The organism is Amycolatopsis sp. NPDC104819 (genome assembly GCF_055583145.1).
In genome coordinates, this window is the sequence record NZ_JBVJON010000013.1 from 230773 (window position 1) to 252590 (window position 21818).

Sequence of the window (21818 nt, forward strand, 5' to 3'; positions counted from 1 at the left end):
CGCGTGCGCCCCCGGACCACGTCCGGTGTGTGCCCGTTCCCTGGTTTCCGCCGTCCCCGCCCGGGACGAGCGCGCTCGACCCGCCTCCCCTCCTCCCCGGATCATGAGGAACCCCATGAGAACGAAGCGACTTCTGTCGCGCGCGGCCACCTACGCCGCCCTGTCCCTCCTCCTGGCCGCGCCCGCCGTGGCCGCGAGCGGCGCCCCGGCCGCCGCGCCCGCCGTGCCGGCCGTCCAGCCCGCCGCCCAAGCCGCCGTCGCGACCTACACCGCCAGCAGCCAGCTCGCCGGCTACCCCGTCTCGAACGTCGGTGACGGAAACCAGGCGACCTACTGGGAGAGCACCAACAACCAGTTCCCGCAGTGGGTCCAGGCCGACCTCGGCACGGCCACGAGCGTCGCCCAGCTCGTGCTGAAACTGCCGACCAGCTGGGAGGCCCGCACCGAGACCTTCAGCGTTCAAGGCAGCACCAACGGCACGAGCTTCAGCGACCTGAAGGCCTCGGCCGGTTACCGCTTCGACCCCGCCACCGGCAACACGGTCACCGTGGACGTCACCGGCAGCACCCGGTACGTCCGGCTGAACGTCACGGCCAACACCGGCTGGCCCGCCGCGCAGCTGTCGGAGTTCGAGGTGCACGGCCCGGCCGGCGGGGACACGCAGCCGCCATCCGCGCCCGGCAACCTCGCCTACACCCAGCCCGCGAGCGGCCAGATCCGGCTCACCTGGTCGGCCTCGACGGACAACACCGGTGTCGCCGGCTACGACGTCTACGCCAACAACCAGCTGCGCGGCAGTGTCGGCGGGACGGTCCTGACCTATACCGACAACCAGCCCGACAACGCGACCGTGTCGTACTACGTGCGGGCCAAGGACGCCGCCGGCAACCAGTCGGGGAACAGCGCCACGGTGACCCGCAACGGCACCCAGGCCGGGACGAACCTGGCGCTGGGCAAGCCGATCACGGCGTCCTCGACGGAGTTCACCTTCGTCGCGGTCAACGCCAACGACAACTCCGTGACCACCTACTGGGAGGGCGGCGGCGGGACCTACCCGAACCTGCTGACCGTCGCGCTCGGCTCGAACGCCGACCTCAACCAGGTGGTCGTCAAGCTGAACCCGGACGCCTCCTGGGGCCCGCGGACGCAGACGATCGCCGTCGAAGGCCGTGACCAGGCTTCGAGCGCGTTCACCACGCTGTCGGCCGCGCAGACCTACAGCTTCAGCCCGTCGTCCGGCAACACCGTGACGATCCCGCTGAGCGGCCGCGCCGCCGACGTCCGGCTGCGTGTCACCGCCAACTCCGGCGCCGGCGGCGGGCAGGCGGCGGAGTTCCAGGTCTTCGGGGTGCCCGCGCCGAACCCCGACCTCACGGTCTCCGGGGTCTCCTGGACACCGCAGAACCCGGTGGAGACCGACTCGATCACCGCGTCGGCCACGATCCGCAACGCCGGGACCGCGGCTTCGGGCGCGACCAACGTCAACCTGTACCTGGGCACGACCAAGGTCGGCACGGCGAACGTCGGGGCGCTGGCCGCCGGCGCGTCGACGACGGTGTCGGCGAACATCGGCACCCAGAACGCCGGCAGCTACCAGCTGACGGCGAAGGTCGACGAGGCCAACACCGTCATCGAGCAGAACGAGGACAACAACTCCTTCACCGGTTCGACGGCACTCGTCGTCAGCCCGGTGCAGAGCTCCGACCTCGTCGCCGCGACCGGCTGGTCGCCGAACAACCCGTCCGCGGGCAACACCGTCACGTTCACCACGACCCTGCGCAACCAGGGCACCGTGGCGAGCGCGGGCGGTGCCCACGCGATCACGGTGACGATCACCGACCAGAACGGCACGGTGGTCAAGACGCTCAGCGGCAGCTACAGCGGCGCCATCGCCGCCGGAGCCACCGCGTCGCCGGTGACCGTCGGCACGTGGACCGCGGGCAACGGCAAGTACACCGTCAAGACGGTGGTCGCGAACGACGCCAACGAGCTGCCGGTCAAGCAGGCCAACAACACCAGCACGCAGGCGCTGTTCGTCGGCCGGGGCGCGAACATGCCCTACGACATGTACGAGGCCGAAGACGGCGTCGTCGCGGGCGGCGCGTCCGTGGTCGGCCCGAACCGCACGATCGGCGACCTCGCGGGCGAGGCGTCGGGCCGTAAGGCCGTGACGCTGAACTCGACCGGCTCGTCGGTGGAGTTCACCACGCGGGCGTCGACGAACACCCTGGTCACCCGGTTCTCCATCCCGGACTCCGCGGGTGGCGGCGGCATCAACTCGACGCTGAACGTCTACGTCGACGGCACGTTCCTCAAGGCCATCGACCTGACCTCGCACTACGCGTGGCTCTACGGCGCCGAAACCGGCCCGGGCAACTCGCCGGGCACCGGGCCGCGGCACATCTACGACGAGGCGTCGATGCTGCTGGGCACGACCGTGCCCGCCGGGCACAAGATCAAGCTGCAGAAGGACGCGGCCAACAGCACGAACTACGCGATCGACTTCGTGAACTTCGAGCAGGCCACCGCGGTCGCGAACCCCGACCCGGCGCACTTCGCGGTGCCCACCGGGTTCACGCAGCAGGACGTGCAGGCGGCGCTGGACAAGGCCCGGCAGGACACGACGCTCACCGGCGTCTACCTGCCGGCCGGGAACTACTCGCTGCAGAGCAAGCTGAACGTCTACGGCAAGGCCGTCACGGTCACCGGCGCCGGGCCGTGGTTCACGAAGTTCTCCGCGCCGTCCGGCCAGGAGAACAGCGACATCGGCATCGACATCCAGTCGACCGCCAACGGGTCGACGGTCAGCGGGTTCGCCGTGTTCGGGAACTACACCTCCCGGATCGACGGCCCCGGCAAGGTGTTCAATCTGAGCAACGTCTCGAACCTGACGATCGACAACATCTGGGTCGAGCACCAGGTCGTCATGGTCTGGGGCACCAACGTGGACAACACCACGATCAAGAACTCCCGGATCCGCGACACCTTCGCCGACGGTGTCAACCTCACGAACGGGAGCACCGGCAACCACGTCACCAACAACGAAGCCCGGTCCACCGGCGACGACAGCTTCGCGCTGTTCGCCGCCACGGACATCAACCAGGGCAACCAGTACGACAACGTGTTCGAGAACCTGACCGCGCTCACCCCGTGGCGCGCGGCCGGGCTGGCGGTCTACGGCGGGTACAACAACACCTTCCGCAACCTCTACATCGCGGACACGCTGACGTACTCGGCGATCACGATCAGCTCGCTCGACTTCGGCTACCCGTTCCTCGGGTTCGGGCCGCAGCCGACGACGGTCCAGAACGCCTCGCTCGTCCGGGACGGTGGCCACTTCTGGGGCCAGCAGACGTTCCCGGCGATCTGGATGTTCTCCGCGTCCAAGGAGTTCCGCGGGATCCGGGTGTCCGATGTGGACATCCAGAGCCCGACCTACGCCGGCATCATGTTCCAGACGAACTACGTCGGCGGGCAACCGCAGAACAGCGTCCAGGACACGGTGCTGACGAACGTGTCGATCACCGGGGCGCACCGCAGCGGTGACGCCTTCGACGCGAAGTCGGGGATCGGGATCTGGGCCAACGAGCTGCCGGAACCGGGTCAGGGCCCGGCCGTCGGGTCGGCGACCTTCACCGGGCTCACGCTGAGCGACAACGCCGAGGACATCCGCAACCGCACGACCACGTTCACCATCAACCGCAACTGATGCGAAAAGACCGTCGAGGCCACCTTACGGGCGTCCGTCGCCCGTAAGGTGGCCTCGACGGCGTTCGACGGGTGGAGGTGGGTCTGGTGCGGATCCTGGTCACCGGTGGCACCGGGCAGCTCGGCCGGGTGGTCACCGAGCGGCTGCGCGCGGCGGGTGAAGAGGTCCGCGTCCTCAGCCGGCGGCCCGGGCCGGACGTCGTGCCCGGCGACCTGCGGACCGGCCGCGGCGTCGACAGCGCGCTGGCCGGCGTCGACACGGTCGTCCACTGCGCCACCGACTTCCGGCACGAGACGGCGCTCGCGCGGACGCTGGTGGAGGCCGCGCGCTGGACCGGCGGGCCGCACCTGGTCTACGTCTCGATCGTCGGGGTCGACCGCGTCCCGCTGGGTTACTACCGGAGCAAGCTCGAGACCGAGGAGCTGATCGCCGCGTCCGGCCTGCCGTACACGATCCAGCGGGCGACGCAGTTCCACGCGCTGGTCCGGACGCTGTTCGCGGGCGCGTCCCGGCTGCCGGTGCTGCCCGTGCCGCGGGTGCGGTTCCAGCCGGTGGACGTCCGCGACGTCGCGCCGCGCCTGGCGGACCTGGCCACCGCCGATCCGGCGGGCCGCGTCGACGACTTCGGCGGCCCCGAGATCCTCGCGGCGGCCGAGCTGGCCCAGGCGGTCGCCGAGGCGAGCGGACGGCGCCGGAAGATCATCTCGGTGAAGGTGCCGGGGGAGACGTTCCGGGCGTACGCCGACGGCGGGCACCTCGCGCCGCACCACCTGGACGGCTCGATCACCTTCGCGCAGTACCTCGCCGAGCAGGCCGACGCCGGGGTGCTGGGGTACCGGAAGCGCTAGCTCGGCACCCAGTTGCCGTGAAAGCCGACCGGCACCCGGTCCGGCAGGGGGATCGCGGCGACTGTCTCCGGGGTGGCGGCGTCCAGCAGCGTGAGCTCACTGCGCTCGGTCGCCGCGTCGTGCACGAAGCCGGCCAGGACACCGTCGTCCTCGGCGGCGTCTTCGGAGCGTGGCACGAAGACGAACTCGGCCGGCGAGCGTCCGGCGCCGAAGGACCGCACCTGTGTCGAGCCGGTCCAGAAGTCGTGTTTGTACAGCGCTTCCGCCGGGTTCGCGCCGGTCGTCACCGCCGGCGCGTAGCCGTAGCGGAGGGGGCGGCCGACCACCCGCTCGTCGACGCGCGGGAACTCCTGGCCCCGGTCGTCGAGGCGTTCTTCGACGACCTTGCCGGTGGTGAGGTCGACCGTCCACCGGTCCAGCGTCGGCACACCTTCGTCGGGGCCGCGCAGCTGCCGGTCGAACATCTTCGGGTGCCGGACGACGTCGAGCACCACGCTGTCGCCGTCGTCGTAGGCGTTGAGCGGGTGGAAGACGTAACAGGGTTCGACGTCGAACCACCGGACGTCGGTGGTGCCACCCTCGCGGGGCATCACGCCGATCCGCGCCGGATACTTCGGGTTCCAGTGGTAGGGGAGGCCGCCGTTGGCGGTGATCTTCGAGGCCAGCCGGGCGGTGATCGGGTCGGGGATCCGCACCCGGCCGATGACCGCGGAGAGCACGAGCCGGGTGGTGGCGCGCAGGATCGGTGACGGGATCGAGGCGGTGGCCATCCCGGCGTCGAAGGTCACGGGCAGGTCGTAGAAGACGACGTGCCGTTCGGTCAGGGAGAAGTCGTGCATCATCGGCGCGCCGGTGACCTCGACGGGCACCTCGCGCCGGACCCGCCCGGCGGTGTCGACCACGGTGTAGGTGACCTTGTTCCCGCCGGTCAGCGAGTAGGAGACGGCGTGCAGCTCGCCGGTGCGCGGGTCGCGCTTCGGGTGGGCGGTGTAGCCCCCGCTCAGGGTGCCGTCGAAGTCGCAGCGGCCGACGGTGTCCAGCTCGTCGGTCAGCTCCCAGAGGGTGGCGCCGGCCTCCATCAGGGCGAGGGTCTTGCCGGCGTGGCCGATGACGTTGGTGTTCGCGCTGAGGCCGTGCGGGGTGGTGCGCGGCCGGCCGCCGTCGAGGATCGCGTCGATCGAGGGGTTGCGGACCCAGCGGTTGCGGTACCACTCGGCCTTGCCGTCGCGCAGGCGGACGCCGTGGACCATGCCGTCGCCCATGAACCAGTGGTAGGCGGCGGGGTCCACTTCGGACAGCGGGTTGGGCCCGTTGCGCAGGTAGCGGCCGTCGAGGAAGGCCGGGATCGTCCCGGTCACCTCGAGGCCGGTGAGCGTGTGCTCCTGGCTGATCGGGGCGAAGTTCCCGTCGAGGAAGGGGTTGGTCGGCACCGGTGGTGGCCTTTCGTCGCGACTGCGAGCCTCTGGCCATCGCCCGGCCGGGATGTGACCAGTGGTTTCAGCACCTCGCCGACGAGAGTAGACGGGACCGCGCCGGGGTCAACTCCGCGTTCCATCGCGGGGCCGTCGGAAAGGGCGACGCGGCGGAACGCGGCAGCCTTGGCGATCGGCTCGGCGAACGCCCACGTCGCGCGGCTCGTGGTCGCGACCGGGAAAGTTCCAGCGGACTCACCACCGGCAGGTTTCGCGTCGGGAGGTCCTGCGGCCTCGGCGGGGGCGTCGTATATCTCGTGTTATCGGATTAATTACGAAGAATCTTGACCTCGGGTTCGGATAGGTCATATGTTTGGCGGGCTGCACGCCGGTCCCCGCCTTCAACGTCGAACGGATCCGACATGTCTGACCTTCCCCTCCCGCCGTCCCGCCGGTCGTTCCTCAAGCTCGGGGGCGCGGTGGGCGCCGGGATCGCCCTCGGGGGCGTTCGTCCCTTTGTTGCCAGCGCAGACGTCGTGCGCCCGGCTGTCGAGGACCTGGTTCCCGATAGCCGCGCGACCACGCTGTGGTACCCCTCGCCCGCGGCCGAAGACAAGATCATCGAGCAGGGCCTGCCGATCGGCAATGGTCGGATCGGTGCCCTCGTCGGCGGTGACCCGGCCGCCGACTTCCTGTACCTCGCCGACGCCTCGCTCTGGACCGGCGGCGCCAACAACGTCCTCGAAGACGACGGCCAGTTCCCCTACGAGCGCGAGAAGTTCGGCACCCTGGGCCTGCTGGCCAAGGTGCGGATCGCCGTGCCCGCGCACACCGGCGTCACGGACTACCGCCGCACGCTCGACCTGAGCAACGGCCTGCTCGCGGTGTCCTACACCCACCAGGGCACGCGCTACCGCCGCGAGATCTACACCAGCCACCCCGACGACGTGGTGGTCGTCCGGCTGAGCGGTGGTCCGATGACCGGCACCGTCGCGCTGGAGCCGACTCGCGGGGAGACCCTGACCGGCGCGGCCTTCGCGGCCACCTTCGCCAACGGGCTGAAGTACGCCGCCGCAGCCGGGGCGTCCGGCCGCGGGGGAAAGGTGTCGCCGCAGGGGAACACCGTCGCGTTCAACGGCTGCCGCGAGGTGCTCATCGTCGTCACCGGCGGGACCAGCTACGTGCCGGACGCGGCCCGGAAGTTCCTCGACGCGGCCGCCGACCCGCTGCGTGTCGCGAAGGGGAAGGTGGCCCAGGCGCTGGCCGCGGGCGGTGACGGCCTGCGCGCCACGCACGTCGCGGACTACCGGCGGCTGTACGACCGGATGTCGGTCGACCTGGGGCAGTCGCCGCCGGCCAAGCGCGCGCTCGACTCGTGGTCGCGGCTGGTCGCCCGGCACGACGACCCGGCCACGCCGGACCCGGAGCTGGAGGCGAGCTACCTGCAGTTCGGGCGGTACCTGACGATCACCGGCTCGCGCGACGGCCTGCCGATGGGCCTGCAGGGCCTGTGGCAGAACAACAACACGCCCGACTGGATGAGCGACTACCACACCGACATCAACCTCCAGATGAACTACTGGCTGGCGGACCGGGCGGCGCTGCCCGGGAGCTTCACTGCCCTCGCCGACTACTGCCTCGCGCAGCTTCCCGTGTGGACGGACAGCACGAAACGCCTGTTCAACGACCCGAGGAACCGCTTCCGCAACACCAGCGGGAAGATCGGCGGCTGGGCGATCGCGTTCTCGACCAACATCTACGGCGGCTCCGGCTGGTGGTGGCACCCCGGCGGCAACGCCTGGCTGTGCAACTCGCTCTGGGACCACTACGCGTTCACCCAGGACAAGCGGTACCTCGCCCGGATCTACCCGTTGCTCAAGGGCGCGTGCGAGTTCTGGGAGTCGCGGCTGGTCACGACGACCGTCGACGGCGTCGAGGTGCTCGTCGACGACCACGACTGGTCACCCGAGCACGGCCCGCAGGACACCCGCGGCAACACCTACTCCCAGGAGATCGTCTGGGACCTGTTCGAGCACTACCGCGACGCGGTCGCGGTGCTGGGCCGGGACCGCGCGTACGGCGACCGGATCGCCGGGCTGCAGAAGAAGCTGTACCTGCCGAAGGTGAGCCCGTCGACCGGCTGGCTCGAGGAGTGGATGTCGCCGGACAACCTCGGCGAGACCACGCACCGGCACCTGTCGCCGCTGATCGGCTTCTTCCCCGGCGACCGGATCGCGGCCGACACCTCGCCGCCCGAGCTGCTGAGTGGCGTGCGCGAGCTGCTGATCGCCCGCGGGATGGACAGCTTCGGCTGGGCGTGCGCGTGGCGGTCGGCCTGCTGGGCGCGGCTGAAGGACGCCGACCGCGCGTACCAGCTGCTGCTGACGGTGATGCGGCCGTCGGTGGCCAACGGGAACGGCACCGCGCCGAACTTCTTCGACATGTACAGCCAGGGCAGCTACACGATCTTCCAGATCGACGCGAACCTCGGCGCGCCCGCGGCGATGGTGGAGATGCTGGTCTACTCGCGCCCGGGCGTGCTGGAGCTGCTGCCGGCGCTGCCCTCGGCGTGGGCGCGCTCGGGCCGGGTGACCGGGATCGGCGCGCGCGGCGGGTTCGAGGTCGACCTGTCCTGGCGCGCCGGCAAGGTCACCCGCGCGGTGGTCCGGAGCGTCGGCGGGACCCGGACCGAGGTGCGCGCCGGCGCCTGGAAGCGGACGATCTCGCTGCGGCCGGGCGGGTCGATCACGATCACGCCAAGTTGAGGTCCTGCCTCCGGAAGTGATGTAGTGTTCAACTACCCCTTCCGAAGTCTGGAGTCCTCGTGAACATCGCCCTGTGGGTCGCCGCGGGTTTCCAAGCCGCGCTGTACGTCTTCGCCGGCGGCATGAAGTTCTTGACGCCGCGGGAGAAGCTGCTGGAGAACCCCAACATGGGGTGGACGGCGGACTTCTCCGGGCCGGTGGTGAAGGCGATCGGCGGCATCGAGGTCCTCGCGGCGATCGGCCTGGTCCTGCCGTGGGCGCTCGACATCGCGCCGGTGCTGACACCGCTGGCGGCGACCGGGCTGGCGATCGTCCAGATCGGTGCGATCATCGTCCACGGACGCCGCAAGGAGACCAAGGCGCTGCCGATGAACGTCGTGCTGCTGGTGCTGGCGGTGTTCGTCGCCGTGGGCCGGTTCGCCGGCTGAGCTTCCCCTCGGAGGATCGATGACACTTCCGGCCTTCACCGACCACGGCGGGTCCGGCCCGGTGGTCGTGCTGCTGCACAGCTTCCTCATGGACGGCCGGATGTTCGCCCCGCAGCTGGCGGCGTTCGACGGCTTCCGCTGCGTCACCGTCGACGAGCGCGGCCACGGCGGCACCCCCGCGACCGGCCCGTTCGACTACTGGGACGTCGCCCGGGACGTCCTGGCGGTGCTCGACGAGCTGGACGTCCCGCGCGCGGCCGTCGTCGGGACGAGCCAGGGCGGGTTCGTCGCGCTGCGGATCGCGCTGCTGGCGCCTTCGCGGGTGTCGTCGATCGCGGTGCTCGGCACGTCGGCCGCGGCGGAGGATCCCGCGGTCGCGACCGGGTACCGGGCGGTGCTCGACGCGTGGGTCAGCGGGAGCGCGCCGCCGCCGGTGCTCGACGGCGTCGCCCAGATCTGCTTCGGCCCCTTCCCGGCGGAGGAGTGGAAGAAGCGCTGGGCGACGGTGGCGCCGGACCAGCTCACGCTGACCATGAACGCCCTCGTCGACCGTGACAGCGTGCTCGCGCGGGTGGGCGAGATCTCCTGCCCGGCCCTGGTCCTGCACGGCTCGGCCGACCTTGCCTACCCGGTCGAGCGGGCCGAGGAGCTGGCGGGCGCGCTGCCCGCGGCCGAGCCCCTGGTCGTCGTCGAGGACGGCGCCCACTTCCTGAGCTTCACCCACGCCGATGCGGTGAACCCGCCGCTCACGCGGTTCCTCACCGCGCACGCGTAATACCCTGGGGGTCTCAGGGAGGTCGGAGTGGACGTCGATCTGCGCAAGCTTCGGTACTTCGTCGCGGTCGCCGAAGAGCTGCACTTCGGGCGGGCCGCCGCGCGGCTGCACATCGCGCAGCCGGTGCTGTCGCGGCAGATCCGGGCGCTGGAAGGCGAACTGCACGCCCAGTTGTTCCGGCGGGACAAGCGGTCCACCGCGCTGACCGACGCCGGCCGTCAGCTGCTGGACGACGCGCGTCCGCTGCTGGCCTCGGCCGAAGCCCTGCGGCGCCGGGTGGCGACGGCCGCGCGCGGAACGACGTTCACCGTGGCGTTCATGCCGGGCATCACCGTCACCGACGCCGTCCGGGAGCTGACGGCGCGGCATCCCGACCTCTCGGTTTCGCTGCTGCGCACGACCTGGGAGGACCAGACCGAGGTGCTGCACGACGGCCGCGCCGACGTCAGTGTGGTCCGGCTGCCGGTGGACCGGCGCGGGTCGAGCGTCCGGCCGCTGTTCGAGGAGCCGCGCGTGGCGGTGCTGCGGACCGACCACCGGCTGGCCGGGAAGGAGTCGGTGCTCGTGGGCGACCTCGCCGGCGAGCACCTGCTCAACCACCCGGACGCGGTCCCGGAGTGGCGGGACGTCGCGGTCGAGCTGCGCGAGGGGACGGGCGCGGCGGCGCCGTCGTTCCGGAGTGTGGAGGAGAAGCTCGAGCACGTGGCGGCGGGGCAGGGGATCGCCGTCATCCCGCTGTCCACTTCGGAGTACTACACCCGGCCCGACGTCGCGCACGTGCCGGTCGAGGACCTGCCGCCGAACGAGGTGTGCCTGGCGTGGCTCGCGAGCCGGCGCTCGCGGATCGTGGCCGAGTTCGCGGAGATCATCGGTTGCGCGGGCGAGGACCGGCGATCAGAGTGACGGCATGACTCGCTGGGTGACGTTCGACTGCTTCGGCACGCTGGTGGACTGGCGCCACGGCATCTCGACCGGGCTCGAGCTGCTGTTCCCCGGCCGGGGCGCGGAGCTGCTCGAGGTCTACAACGGGATCGAGCCGCGGGTGCAGGCCGAGACGCCGGTGCGGCGCTACCGCGAGGTGCTGGCGGAGTCCCTGCGGCGGACCGCCGCCGCGGCCGGGCTCGACCTGGTGCCCGACGACGCGTCGGTGCTCGCGACCGGACTGCCGTACTGGCCGGTCTTCCCGGACACCCGCCCGGCGCTGGCCGCGCTGCGGGCGGCGGGCTGGCGGCTCGCGCTGCTGACCAACTGCGACCGCGACCTCATCGGCGAAACCCAGCGCCGGCTCGCGGTCCCGATCGACGCGATCGTGACCGCCGAAGACGTCGGCGGGTACAAGCCGGGGCACGCCCACTTCAAGCGGTTCGCCTCGTCGTTCGACGCGTCGCGGGAGAACTGGGTGCACGTCGCGCAGAGCCACTTCCACGATATGGTCCCGGCGGCGGCGCTCGGCATCCGGCGGGTGTGGGTCAACCGCCACGCCGACCCGCACGACCCGGCCATCGCCGACGCGGTGCTGCCCGGTCTGGACAACCTGGTGGCGACGGTCGAGCGAGTCCACGCGGCTTGACGCCCCGGGTCAAGCACTCGCCACCGGGCGTTGGTGCCGCAGCCCGGTCCGATGCCCGGTGAACAATCCCGCCCACAGCGTCGCCCACGGGCGCGATGCCGGACGCGGCCGGCGTGCCGCCGGGGCCGGCCCGGCGCGGTACTCCATCTCCACCAACACCCAGTCGTGGATCCAGTCGCCTCGCATGGCACTCCTTCTTTCTTCCGCTGAGGAGTCCCACGGTCGTCCTGAGGGCACCGGGCCGGCATCGGGCGAACACGCACTCCGCGCGCCGCCGTCCCTTACCCGCGCAGCTCCCTCAGTGCGTCGACGTGCCGGGGTTCCCAGCCGAGCTCGCGGCGCGCGCGGGCCGGCGTCAGCTGCTGGTCCAGCGCGAACGCCTCCGCGATCGGGCCCATCCGTTCGACGGCCTCGGCGAGCGAGAGCCGCAGGACGTCGCCGGTAAGGGCTTCGACGACGTCGGCGAGCGGGACGTTCTGGCCGCTCACCCCCGCGTAGACCGACTTCGCCGGCGCCTGCAGCGCCAGCACGTACAGCTCGGCGACGTCCTCGGCGTGGACCATGGCCCAGTGGTTCGAGCCGTCGCCGATGAGCGGCACCGAACCGGTCTGGCGGCCGGGCGCGGCGAAGAACGTCTCGATGAGCCCGCCGCCCAGGCCGTAGACGATGCCGGGCATCACCAGCACCGGGTTGCCGCCGTGGGTCAGGACGCGCTCCTCGTTGGCCGCCCGCCACGCCGTGATGGCCGGCGGGTTCTGCGGCGCGTCCTCGGCCACGACACCTTTGGTGTCGCCGTAGACCCAGACGCCGCCGGTGTGCACGTACGGGCCGCGGTCGCCGATGCCCTCCTGCAGGGCGTCCGCGGCGGCGCGGTCGACCGCCGCGGTGTCGTCGCCGTAGTGCTGGCCGAGGTGGACGACACCGTCGGCCGCGGCGGCCGACTCGCGCAGGACGGCGGTGTCGGTGAGCCCGCCCGGCACCGGCCGGGCGCCCAGCTCGGCGAGCGTGCGCGCGGAGGCGTCACTGCGGGCGAGCGCACTCACCTCGTGCCCGTCCCGCACGAGCGCCCGGACGGTGGGGCGGCCGACGTAACCGGAGCCGCCGGTGAGGAAGACCTTCATCGTGGACCTTTCGTGGTCGTGGTGGTTCCCTTCCGACTCTCGGCCGCCGGAAGGCCCGCGTCCAAGACCCTTTCCGCTCGCTGTGATACCCCTAGAGCATTACGCTGGAACGGGTGACCGCGACGACCTACCTGTTCGTGCCCGGCGACCGGCCCGACCGTTTTGCCAAGGCCGCGGCCAGCGGCGCCGATGTCGTGCTCCTGGACCTCGAGGACGCCGTCGCCCCGGCCGACAAGGATTCCGCGCGCACCGCGGTCGACGCCTGGCTGGCCGACGGTGGCGCGGCGATGGTCCGGATCAACGCGCCGGGCACGCCCTGGTTCGAGGCCGACGCCGCGCTGGTGGCCGCGCGCGGGGTGCCCGTGATGGTCCCGAAGGCCGAGGCGGCCGGGGTGCTGGCCGGGTTCCGCGAAGTGATCGCTCTTGTCGAGACCGCGCGAGGTGTCGAAAGCGCCGGTGAGCTCGCCGCCGTCCCGTCGGTGACGCGGCTGGCGTTCGGCAGTGTCGACCTGGCCGCGGAGCTCGGTGTCGCGCCGGAGGATCCCGAGCCGTTCGCGTACGCGCGCTCGCGGCTGGTGATGGCGTCCGCGGCGGCCGGGCTGGCGCCCCCGCTGGACGGCGTCACGACCGACCTGCACAACGACGAACGCCTGGCGGCCGACGTCCGGTATGCGCGCCGGATGGGTTTCGGCGGGAAGTTGTGCGTACACCCGCGGCAGGTGGAGCTGGTGCGAGCGGGGTTCGCGCCGACCGACGCCGAGCTCGAATGGGCCCGCCGTGTTGTGGCGGCCGGTGCCTCGGTGTCCACTGTGGATGGAAAGATGGTGGACAAGCCGGTGCTTGCCCGGGCTCGCCGCCTTCTGGGGGAGTGACGCGTGCAGGTGGCGCTGCTGTCAGTGGCACAGCAGCGCACACGCGGCCTCGCGAGCACAAGATCGCCCTGCACCACTCGGCCCGCTGACGCCCTCAGACCGCGCGGGCGATGGCGATGTTCCCGGCCAGCCGCTCCCCGGCCTCGTAGATCATGTACTCGCGCCCCTGGTACGTGCCGAAGCTCGGCGCCGCCGAACGGCCGTTGTCCGGGGCGCCCGTCAAGGGAGCGTGGAACGTCCCGAGGTGGGTGCGCTTCGAGAAGTCGTTGCCGACCTCGGTGATCATCAGCTTGCCGCCGTGGGCGAGGTCGGTGTTGTAGACGACGTACGTGCTGTTGTTGCGGTACAGCAGGTGCGGGCCGCCGATGTCGTTCGCGCCGACGTCGGTGTGGCGCACGAGCGGCGTCTGCGAGAACGTCCAGTTCAGCGCGTCCGGTGACCAGCCCCAGCCGATGTCGCGGTGGTTGGTGGTGTTGTTGAGCATGAACACCATGACGTAGCGGGCGTTCTTCGCCGGCAGGTCCTGGCGGAACACCCGCGCGTAGGACGTCTCGGTGGTGCCCGCGGGCTGCAGCCGCGTCGAGAGCACCTCCTTCTCGTAGCCGAAGTGGATGCCGTCGGCCGAACTGGCGAGCCGGGTGACGGTGTTCTCGCCGTGGAAGTACAGGTAGATCCGCTTGACGTCGTCGTTCCACAGCGCGTGCGGCGACGACACGTGGCTGACCGAGTACTCACCCGGCCAGGAGTTCTTGATGATCGGGTTGCCCGCGTACTCGGTGAACTCCTGGTCGAGGGAGTCCGCGTAGGCCAGGCAGATCCCGCCCGGGGCGTCGTGCGGCGCGTAGTAGAGGTAGTACGCGCCGAGCGCGTTCGGGATGCGGCCCGCGGTGCCGCGGACGCAGGGGAAGATCAGCTCACCGGTCGGGTTGTAGCGCAGCTTGCTCTTCACGAGCGCCAGCCGCTGGTACCGGTAGTCCGGGAAGCCGGCGGGGGCCGCGGCGGCCGTCACGGGCAGGAGCGCGCTCGCGCCGAGGGCGGCGGTGCCGGCCAGCAGGCCGCGGCGGGTGAGGGTCATGGCGGCTCCTTCGTCGGTGAAGTGTGCGGCGACGGTGCCACGGTCCCGGAGGCGAGGTCAATGGAGTAATACGTATTAGTACGGTCGGGACAGGTTTGCTGGAGTTTCGGGCAAAACGGTTGACGACCCCGGGGAGGCCTTGCACGCTGAATCGGATCAGCTGACCCCGGCGACCCCGAGCGAGGTACCCGATGGGCAGGCCCCGGCAGGCCGACATCGCGCGCGTCGCCGGCGTTTCGCAGGCGACGGTCTCGGTGGTGCTGGGCGGGAACCGCACCGGGGTCCGGCTGTCGGAGCGGACGCGGCTGCGGGTGCTGGAAGCCGCCGAACGGCTGGGGTACGTGCCCGACCCGGTGGCGAAACGGCTGGCGTCGTCGCGCAACAACCTCCTCGGCGTCTACACCTTCACCCCGGCGTTCCCGGTGGACGTCGCGGACTCCTACTACCCGATCCTGGCCGGCGTCGAGGCCGAGGCGGCCGCACTCGGCAAGGACCTGATCATGTTCACCGGCTCGAGCGCGGTGCCCGACCGGATCCGCCGCACCCGCCTGGCGGACGGCTGCCTGTTCCTCGGCCGGCACGTGCCGGTGGACGCGATCGGCGACCTGCTCGCGAGCGGGTTCCCGATCGTCTACATCGGACGCCGCACCGAGCTCGGCGGCCGGATCCCGCACGTGGGCGCGGACTACGTGTCCGCCTCGGCCGAGGTGCTCACCCGCCTGGCGCGCGCGGGCCACCGGCGGGTCCGCTACCTGCGCGAGCCGGACGACGCGCCGTCGTCGGGGGACCGGGAACGCGGGGTGCGGGCGGCGGCCGCCGGCACCGGGCTGAACCTGCCGGGCCTGGTGGTCCGCACCGACGGCGCCGACCTCGGCGCGGCGGCAGTCCGCCGCTGGCTCGACGACGGCGTGACGGCCCTGGTGGTGGAGGAGACCGACACGGGCGCGGTGTTCCACGCGACCCAGCGGGCCCTGCGCGAGGCGGGGGTCCGGGTGCCCGCCGACGTCTCGCTGGCGGTTCTGGGACGGCCGCCGGCCGGGACGCCCGGCCCGGAGATCAGCGGGTTCGAGGTGCCGCGGCGGGCGCTGGGCCGCGCGGCGGTCCGGCTGCTCGCGTCCCTGGTCGAGCCGGGCACGGCCGAGCCGCCGCCGCACCGGTTGCTGACCTGCCCGCCGGTGCCGGGGGAGACGATCGCGACGGTCGCCTAGCGGCCGACGCAGTCCGCCAAGGTCGTCAGCAGCCACTTTCCCCGGTCGTCGACGTCCTCGGACTGCAGCTCGCCAGTGGTGAACGAGAACCCGAGCCCCTCGGCCGGCCACGCGCCGTGGCGGCCGCCGCCCGCGCCGGAATGGCCGAACGCCTCGGGCACCGGGCCGTACGTGCCCAGCGGGTCCGCCAGCTCGTATCCGAGGCCGAAGCGGACCGGGCGGTCGTTGAGCGCGTCCTGCCCCGACGACCACGTGCGAGTCGCGGCGGAGAGGACCGGCTCGGGCACCAGGCCCGCGCAGATCCGGTCGTAGAGGCGGGCCATCCCCGCCGCGGTGCCGGTCGCGCCGCCCGCCGCGAGTTCGGCGCGGCGGTACTCGACGGAGTTGATCGTGTCCGGCTCCAGGAGCCCGCGGTACATCCGCGTCACGACCTTGCGGCGTTCCGGGTCGTGCAGGAACGTGCTGATCCGGTAGTCCGGCGAGCGGGTCAGCCGCGCGACGCGGTGGTCTTCGGCCGCGGGCGTGCCGAGGTGGACGTCGAAGCCGGCCAGCAGCGAGCGCACGACCGCGCCCGCGTTCTGCCCCGTCACCCGGCGGACCAGCTCGGAGCAGAGGTACCCGTACGTCGCCGCGTGGTAGGCGACCCGCGACCCGGGTGTCCACAACGGACGCTGCGCGGCGAGCGCCACGGCGTTCGCGTGGTTGTCCAGAAAGGACACGTCCGCCTCGACGTACGGCAGCCCCACCGTGTGCGAGAGGACGTGGGACACCCGCGCGTCGCCGGCCGAGAACTCCGGCCAGTACGCCGTGACCCGCTCCGCCGGGTCGAGCAGCCCGCGTGCCGTCAGCAGCGCCATCACGGTGGCCACCACACCCTTGGTGCCGGAGAACAGCACGACCAGGGTGTCCCGCGTCCGGCCCGGCCCGCCCCACAGCTCGACGAGGACTTCGCCGCGGCGGACGACGCTGAACGCCGCGCCGCCGGCCGTCCGGTCCAGGACGGCGGCGAACGCGTCCCGCACCGGCTCGAACCCCGGCGCGACCGTGCCCTTCACAGGCGCGGCGTCGCGGCCAGCAGTTCCCGCGTGTAAGCGTGGGACGGCGCGTCGAGCACCGTCCGCACCGGACCTTCCTCGACGATGGACCCGCCCTGCAGCACGGCGATCCGGTCCGCGACCTCGCCGGCCAGTGCGATGTTGTGGGTGACGAACAGCATCGCCATCCCGAGCTCCCGGCGCAGCTCGCCGAGCAGCTCGACGATCGTGGCCTGCACCGAGACGTCCAAAGCGGACGTCACCTCGTCGCAGACCAGCACGTCCGGGGTGGTCACCAGCGCCCGGGCGATCGCCGCGCGTTGCCGCTCACCGCCGCTGAGCTGGTCCGGCAGCCGGTCGGCAAGCGCCCGGCCGAGCCGGACCCGGTCGAGCATCTCCGCGACCCGCTCCCGGCGTTGCGCGCGGGACAGCGACGTCAGCCGGGTCAGCGGCACTTCGATGGACTGCGCGACGGTCTTGCGCGGGTTGAGCGAGGAGAACGGGCTCTGGAACACGTACTGGATCCGCCGGCGCTGGTCGTCCGACCGTTGCCGGGTCGAGACGGCCAGCCCGGTGCCGGCCAGCGAGACCGTCCCGGTGTAGGTGCCGGTGAGGCCCGCGATGCACTGCGACAGCGTCGTCTTGCCGGAGCCGGACTCGCCGAGCAGCAGCACGCACTCGCCGCGCGCGACCGAGACGTCGACCCCGCGCAGCACGACGTTCTGTCCATACGCGACGGACACGCCCTTCGCCGCGAGCACCGGCTCGGCGGCGGGCGGGGGCGGCGAGGTCGCGTCCGGGTCCGGCACGGCGTCCAGCAGCCGCCGGGTGTAGGCGTGGGACGGGCTCCGCAGCACCGACGAAGCCGGGCCGCACTCGACGAGGCTCCCGTGGTACATCACCGCGACCCGGTCGGCGATCTCGGCGACCACCGCGAGGTCGTGCGTGATGTAGAGCGCGGCGACCCCGTGTCCGGCGGTCAGCGCCCGGACCGTCTTCAGCACCAGGGCCTGGGTGACGACGTCGAGGCCGGTCGTCGGCTCGTCGAGCACGACGACGGCCGGGCGGCACGCGAACGCCATCGCGATGCCGACCCGTTGCTGCTGCCCGCCGGAGAGCTGGTGCGGGTAGCGCCGCCGGTACGCCGGGTCCGCCGGCAGCCCGACCTCCGCCAGGACCTCGCCGACGCGGTCGTCGACCGAGCCCGGGTAGCCGTGGGTCTCCAGCACCTCGGCGATCTGCAGCCCGATCCGCAGCGCCGGGTTGAGCGAGAGCGCGGGGTCCTGCGGGATATAGGCGACGGTGCTGCCGCGCAGCCGCCGCCGGGCGGCGCCGTCCAGGGAAAGGACGTCGACCGGGTCGCCGCCGTGCGGGCACACGGTGATCCGGCCGCCGGACACGGCGAGCCCGCGCCGGAAGTGGCCGAGCGCGGCCAGCCCGGCGGTGGTCTTGCCGGACCCGGACTCCCCGACGAGCGCGAGCACTTCGCCGGGGGCGACGGCGAAGGAGACGTCGTCCAGCACGGCCGTTCCGGCCACAGTGGACACGGCGAGCCCGGTGACTTCCAGTGCGGCGGTCATGCGCGCGCCTCCCGCTTCCGGCCGGCGGCGGCCGAGGCCAGCGCGTCGGCCACCAGGTTGGTCCCCACGGTCAGCGCGGCGATCGCCAGCACCGGCAGCAGCACGCCCCAGGGCTGGACGACCAGCGCGATCCGGTTCTCGTTGATCATCAGGCCCCAGTCGGCCGACGGCGGCTGGATGCCCAGGCCGAGGAACGACAGCGACGCGATGTAGCCGATCGAGTAGGTCAGCCGCAGCCCGATCTCCACCATCAGCGGGCCGGTGATGTTCGGCAGGATCTCCCGCAGCAGGATCCGCGACCGCGGCACGGCGTACATCTCCGCGGCACGGATGTAGTCGTGGCCGCGGACGGCGACAGTGGCCTGCCGGGCGACCCGCGCGGTGCGGGGCGCGTGCGTCAGGCCGATGACGAGCACCAGCAGCCAGCCTTCCGGGCCGATCACCGCGATCGCCAGCAGCGCGATCACCAGCTGCGGGAACGACAGCAGGACGTCGTTGCCGCGCATGAGCAGGCTGTCGAGCCGCCCGCCGCCGTACCCGGCGATCATGCCGAGCAGGGCGCCCAGCACGATGCCGAGCGCGGTCGCGAGCACCGCGTAGAGCAGCAGCGTCGTGCCGCCGCCGAGGAAGCGGGTCAGCACGTCACGGCCGAGGCCGTCGGTGCCGGCGAGCCCGTCGGGCTTGAACGGCTTCCCGGCGAAGTCCGTGGTCGTGTGCCCGGTGAGCACCGGCCCGAGCCAGGGCCCGAGCAGCGCGATCAGCACCACCACCAGGGTGAGCCCCGCGCCGATCTTGGCCTTGGGGAAGGCCCAGGCGGTGCGGAAGAGCCCGGCCGGGCGCACCGGCGGGACGGCCGGGCCGACGGCGGCGGGGAGTTCGACGGCGGTCATCGGCCTGCCTCCGTGCGCAGTTTCGGGTTGGCGAGGATGCCGACGACGTCGGCCAGCAGGTTCACCACGATGTAGACCGCGGCGATGAGCAGGGTGACCGCCTGCACGACGGCGACGTCCCGCTTGCCGACGGCGTCGATCAGCGCCTGGCCGATGCCGGGGTAGCGGAAGAGGAACTCGACGACCACCACACCGCCGGCGAGCCACGCCAGCTGCAGCGCGACGACCTGCGCGACCGGCCCGATCGCGTGCGGCAGCGCGTGCCGCACCAGGACGGTCCGCTCGCGGACACCCTTGAGCCGGGCCATCTCGACGTACCCGCTGTCCAGGACCTCGTTCATCGTCGCCCGCATCATCCGGGTGATGTAGGGCGTCACGACCAGCACGAGCGTGAGCACCGGCAGGACGAGCTGGGCGGGCTGGTCCCACACCGCCTCGCCGGGCGCGGTGATCGTCACCGACGGGAAGACCTTGAAGACCGTCGTGGACAGCAGCACGACCAGCGCGACCCCGATGACGAACTCGGGCAGCGCGGCGATCACCAGGCTGACCCCGGAGATCACCTGGTCGGCGGCGCGGTCGCGGCGGATCGCGCTCCACGTGCCCAGCGCCAGCCCGAGCGGCGTGGCCAGCACCGCGGCGACGACCAGCAGCACGAGCGACGCCGAGATCCGCTCGCCCAGCAGCGCCGTGACCGGGCCCTGGGTGGAGGTCGACGTGCCGAGGTCACCGGTGAACAGCCCGCCGAGCCAGTCGAGGTAACGCTGCCACACCGGCAGGTCGAGGTGCAGCTGGTGCTGCAGCGCGACAACGCGTTCAGGTGTGGCCTGCTGGCCGAGGATGGCCCGCGCGGGGTCGCCGGGCAGCAGCAACGTCGCGACGAAGACCAGCAGGGACACCACCCAGAGCACGAGGACGCTGACGAGCAGCCGGCGCAGGATCAGCCGTGTCATCTCACGCCTCCTTGCTGGTGCCGAGCCAGGCAGCGCGGAACTGGTACCCGCTCAGCGAGATCCCGGTGCGGTCGGGGACCAGCCCGGCGACGTACTTCTGGTGCGCGTCGACCTGGTTGACGAAGCCCCAGACGATCAGCCCGCCGCGTTCGTACTCGATCTTCTGCGCCTTCCGGAGCAGGGCGGCGCGGGCGGCGGGGTCCACTGTGGACCCGGCCTGGGTGACGAGGCTGATGAACTCCGGGTCCTGCCAGTGGGACTCGTTGTACGGCGACTTCGGCAGTGAGCCGTTCGCGACCTGCGGGAGGTAGTTGCGGGTGTACCAGAAGTCCTGCGCGAAGTCCCACGACAGGTAGTTCTCGCCGTAGAACGTCGTGGTGTCGAGCTTGCGGATCCTGACGTTGACGCCCGCGGCCTTCGCCTGCTGCTGGAACACCTGCGCCGCCTCGACCGCGCCCGCCTGGATGGGCGCGGTGACCAGCTCGACGTCCAAAGTGGAGTGCCCGGCTTCGGCGAGGAGCTTCTTCGCCTGCGCGATGTCCTGCTTGCGCTGGGGGAGCTCCTTGGCGTAGGCGGGGTCGAACGGCGCGTAGAGGTCGTTGCCGAGCCTGCCCTGTCCACTGAGGACCTGGTTGATCATCTGCTCCCGGTCCACGACCAGCCGCAAGGCCTGGCGCACCCGGACGTCGTCGAACGGCGGCCGGTCGACGCGCATGGTGAACGGCAGCCAGGTGCCGGTCTCCGAGGTGAGCACCGCGATCCGCGGGTCGCTGCCCAGGACGTCGACCAGCGCCACCGGCACCTGATCGATGGCGTCGACCTGGGACGACAGGAGCGCGTTGATGCGGGCGTCGTCGTCGGCGAAGTTGATCAGGGTCAGCTCGTCGAGGTAGGGCTGCCCGGGCCGCCAGTAGTGCTCGTTGCGGGTGAACGTGCTCTGCAGCCCGGCGGTGAACGAGCCCGCCTTGAACGGGCCGGTCCCGATCGGGCGCTTCAGGTCGAAGTCCGCCGGGACGATGCCGAGGGAGTACTGGCCGAGCAGGTCGTCGAAGCCGGCGTTCGGGGTGTTCAGCCGGAACTCGACGGCCCGGTCGCCGCTCGGGACGACCTCGGCCAGCATGGTGAGCCCGGCGGCCCCGCTCTTGGGGTCCTTCGGGTCGGTGATCCGCTTGAAGGTGGCGACGACGTCGGCCGGCGTCACCGGGCGGCCGTCGTGGAAGCGGACGCCGTCGCGCAGCACCGCCGTCCACGTCCGGGCGTCCGGTGACGCCGTCAGCGACTGCGCGACCAGGAGCTCCAGCCGGTAGTCGTGGTCGCGGTTCAGCAGCGGCTCGTACAGGTTGATCACCCGCGCGATGTCCGGGTTGGTCGCCGGGGTGTGCGGGTCCAGGGTGTCGGACGCGCCACCGCCGGTGACGCCGACGCGCAGCCGGCCGCCGGCTCGGGGCGGCCCGGTCGGCACCGGCGCGGCGTACGTCGCGCCGCAGCCGGCGGCCAGCAGCGCCACGCCGGTGACGGCGAGGAAGCTTCGTCGGGTGAGAGGCCTACATCGCTCTTCCATGGTGGGGACTTCCGGTG

Annotated in this window: 18 protein-coding genes; 9 read left to right on the plus strand and 9 right to left on the minus strand. The window is 72.0% G+C overall.

Annotated elements, in window-relative coordinates:
- Positions 1-115 precede the first annotated feature (115 nt).
- Positions 116-3709, plus strand: coding sequence for a CARDB domain-containing protein (locus tag ACZ63E_RS35470; protein WP_465340605.1), 3594 nt, complete (start codon positions 116-118; stop codon positions 3707-3709).
- Positions 3710-3795: 86 nt separating this feature from the next.
- Complete coding sequence (locus tag ACZ63E_RS35475; protein ID WP_465340606.1) at positions 3796-4557, plus strand: SDR family oxidoreductase; 762 nt, start codon at positions 3796-3798, stop codon at positions 4555-4557.
- Here ACZ63E_RS35475 and ACZ63E_RS35480 read toward each other — a convergent pair.
- The gene (locus ACZ63E_RS35480) at positions 4554-5987 is read right to left on the minus strand and encodes a carotenoid oxygenase family protein (RefSeq protein ID WP_465340607.1); all 1434 of its coding nucleotides are present in this window, start codon (positions 5985-5987) and stop codon (positions 4554-4556) included. The genes ACZ63E_RS35475 and ACZ63E_RS35480 overlap by 4 nt on opposite strands.
- 404 nt (positions 5988-6391) lie before the next feature.
- Here ACZ63E_RS35480 and ACZ63E_RS35485 point away from each other — a divergent pair, with 404 nt between their 5' ends.
- Genes ACZ63E_RS35485 through ACZ63E_RS35505 form a run of 5 tightly spaced genes read left to right on the plus strand, consistent with a single transcriptional unit; the run spans position 6392 to position 11507 of the window.
- Positions 6392-8734 carry a glycosyl hydrolase family 95 catalytic domain-containing protein gene (locus ACZ63E_RS35485; protein WP_465340608.1) on the plus strand — a complete coding sequence of 781 codons (2343 nt, stop codon included), beginning with the start codon at positions 6392-6394 and terminating at the stop codon, positions 8732-8734.
- Between the two features lie 59 nt (positions 8735-8793).
- Positions 8794-9162: a DoxX family protein gene (locus ACZ63E_RS35490; RefSeq protein ID WP_465340609.1), complete on the plus strand. Its 369-nt coding sequence runs from the start codon at positions 8794-8796 to the stop codon at positions 9160-9162.
- A gap of 19 nt (positions 9163-9181) precedes the next feature.
- On the plus strand, positions 9182-9937 hold the full coding sequence (locus ACZ63E_RS35495; protein WP_465340611.1) for an alpha/beta fold hydrolase: 756 nt from the start codon (positions 9182-9184) through the stop codon (positions 9935-9937).
- Positions 9938-9964: 27 nt separating this feature from the next.
- Complete coding sequence (locus ACZ63E_RS35500) at positions 9965-10840, plus strand: LysR family transcriptional regulator (RefSeq protein WP_465340612.1); 876 nt, start codon at positions 9965-9967, stop codon at positions 10838-10840.
- Between the two features lie 4 nt (positions 10841-10844).
- On the plus strand, positions 10845-11507 hold the full coding sequence (locus ACZ63E_RS35505; RefSeq protein ID WP_465340613.1) for an HAD family hydrolase: 663 nt from the start codon (positions 10845-10847) through the stop codon (positions 11505-11507).
- 9 nt (positions 11508-11516) lie between these two features.
- Here ACZ63E_RS35505 and ACZ63E_RS35510 read toward each other — a convergent pair whose 3' ends face one another.
- Positions 11517-11693 carry a hypothetical protein gene (locus tag ACZ63E_RS35510; RefSeq protein WP_465340614.1) on the minus strand — a complete coding sequence of 59 codons (177 nt, stop codon included), beginning with the start codon at positions 11691-11693 and terminating at the stop codon, positions 11517-11519.
- A 95-nt stretch (positions 11694-11788) separates the two neighbouring features.
- Entirely contained in the window at positions 11789-12628 is an 840-nt protein-coding gene (locus ACZ63E_RS35515; protein WP_465340615.1) for an NAD-dependent epimerase/dehydratase family protein, read from the minus strand.
- 113 nt (positions 12629-12741) lie between these two features.
- On the opposite strand from ACZ63E_RS35515, the gene ACZ63E_RS35520 reads away from it, so the two are divergent.
- A complete protein-coding gene (locus ACZ63E_RS35520; protein WP_465340616.1) occupies positions 12742-13500 on the plus strand; it encodes an HpcH/HpaI aldolase/citrate lyase family protein in 759 nt (252 codons plus the stop codon).
- 94 nt (positions 13501-13594) lie between these two features.
- Here the strand turns inward: ACZ63E_RS35520 and ACZ63E_RS35525 are convergent, their stop codons facing one another.
- The gene (locus ACZ63E_RS35525) at positions 13595-14575 is read right to left on the minus strand and encodes a hypothetical protein (protein ID WP_465340617.1); all 981 of its coding nucleotides are present in this window, start codon (positions 14573-14575) and stop codon (positions 13595-13597) included.
- A gap of 191 nt (positions 14576-14766) precedes the next feature.
- Between ACZ63E_RS35525 and ACZ63E_RS35530 the strand changes: the two genes are divergently transcribed.
- Positions 14767-15783, plus strand: a complete 1017-nt coding sequence (locus ACZ63E_RS35530; protein WP_465340619.1) for a LacI family DNA-binding transcriptional regulator — start codon at positions 14767-14769, stop codon at positions 15781-15783.
- Here ACZ63E_RS35530 and ACZ63E_RS35535 read toward each other — a convergent pair.
- Genes ACZ63E_RS35535 through ACZ63E_RS35555 form a run of 5 tightly spaced genes read right to left on the minus strand, consistent with a single transcriptional unit; the run spans position 15780 to position 21801 of the window.
- The gene (locus tag ACZ63E_RS35535; protein ID WP_465340620.1) at positions 15780-16838 is read right to left on the minus strand and encodes a serine hydrolase domain-containing protein; all 1059 of its coding nucleotides are present in this window, start codon (positions 16836-16838) and stop codon (positions 15780-15782) included. The two genes, ACZ63E_RS35530 and ACZ63E_RS35535, sit on opposite strands and share 4 nt — an antisense overlap.
- A complete protein-coding gene (locus ACZ63E_RS35540; protein WP_465340621.1) occupies positions 16835-18397 on the minus strand; it encodes an ATP-binding cassette domain-containing protein in 1563 nt (520 codons plus the stop codon). The genes ACZ63E_RS35535 and ACZ63E_RS35540 overlap by 4 nt, the downstream gene beginning before the upstream one ends.
- The gene (locus ACZ63E_RS35545; RefSeq protein ID WP_465340623.1) at positions 18394-19287 is read right to left on the minus strand and encodes an ABC transporter permease; all 894 of its coding nucleotides are present in this window, start codon (positions 19285-19287) and stop codon (positions 18394-18396) included. Before ACZ63E_RS35545 ends, ACZ63E_RS35540 begins: the two co-directional genes overlap by 4 nt.
- Positions 19284-20240, minus strand: coding sequence for an ABC transporter permease (locus ACZ63E_RS35550; RefSeq protein WP_465340624.1), 957 nt, complete (start codon positions 20238-20240; stop codon positions 19284-19286). Before ACZ63E_RS35550 ends, ACZ63E_RS35545 begins: the two co-directional genes overlap by 4 nt.
- A gap of 1 nt (position 20241) precedes the next feature.
- Positions 20242-21801, minus strand: coding sequence for an ABC transporter substrate-binding protein (locus ACZ63E_RS35555; RefSeq protein ID WP_465340625.1), 1560 nt, complete (start codon positions 21799-21801; stop codon positions 20242-20244).
- Positions 21802-21818: the final 17 nt, after the last annotated feature.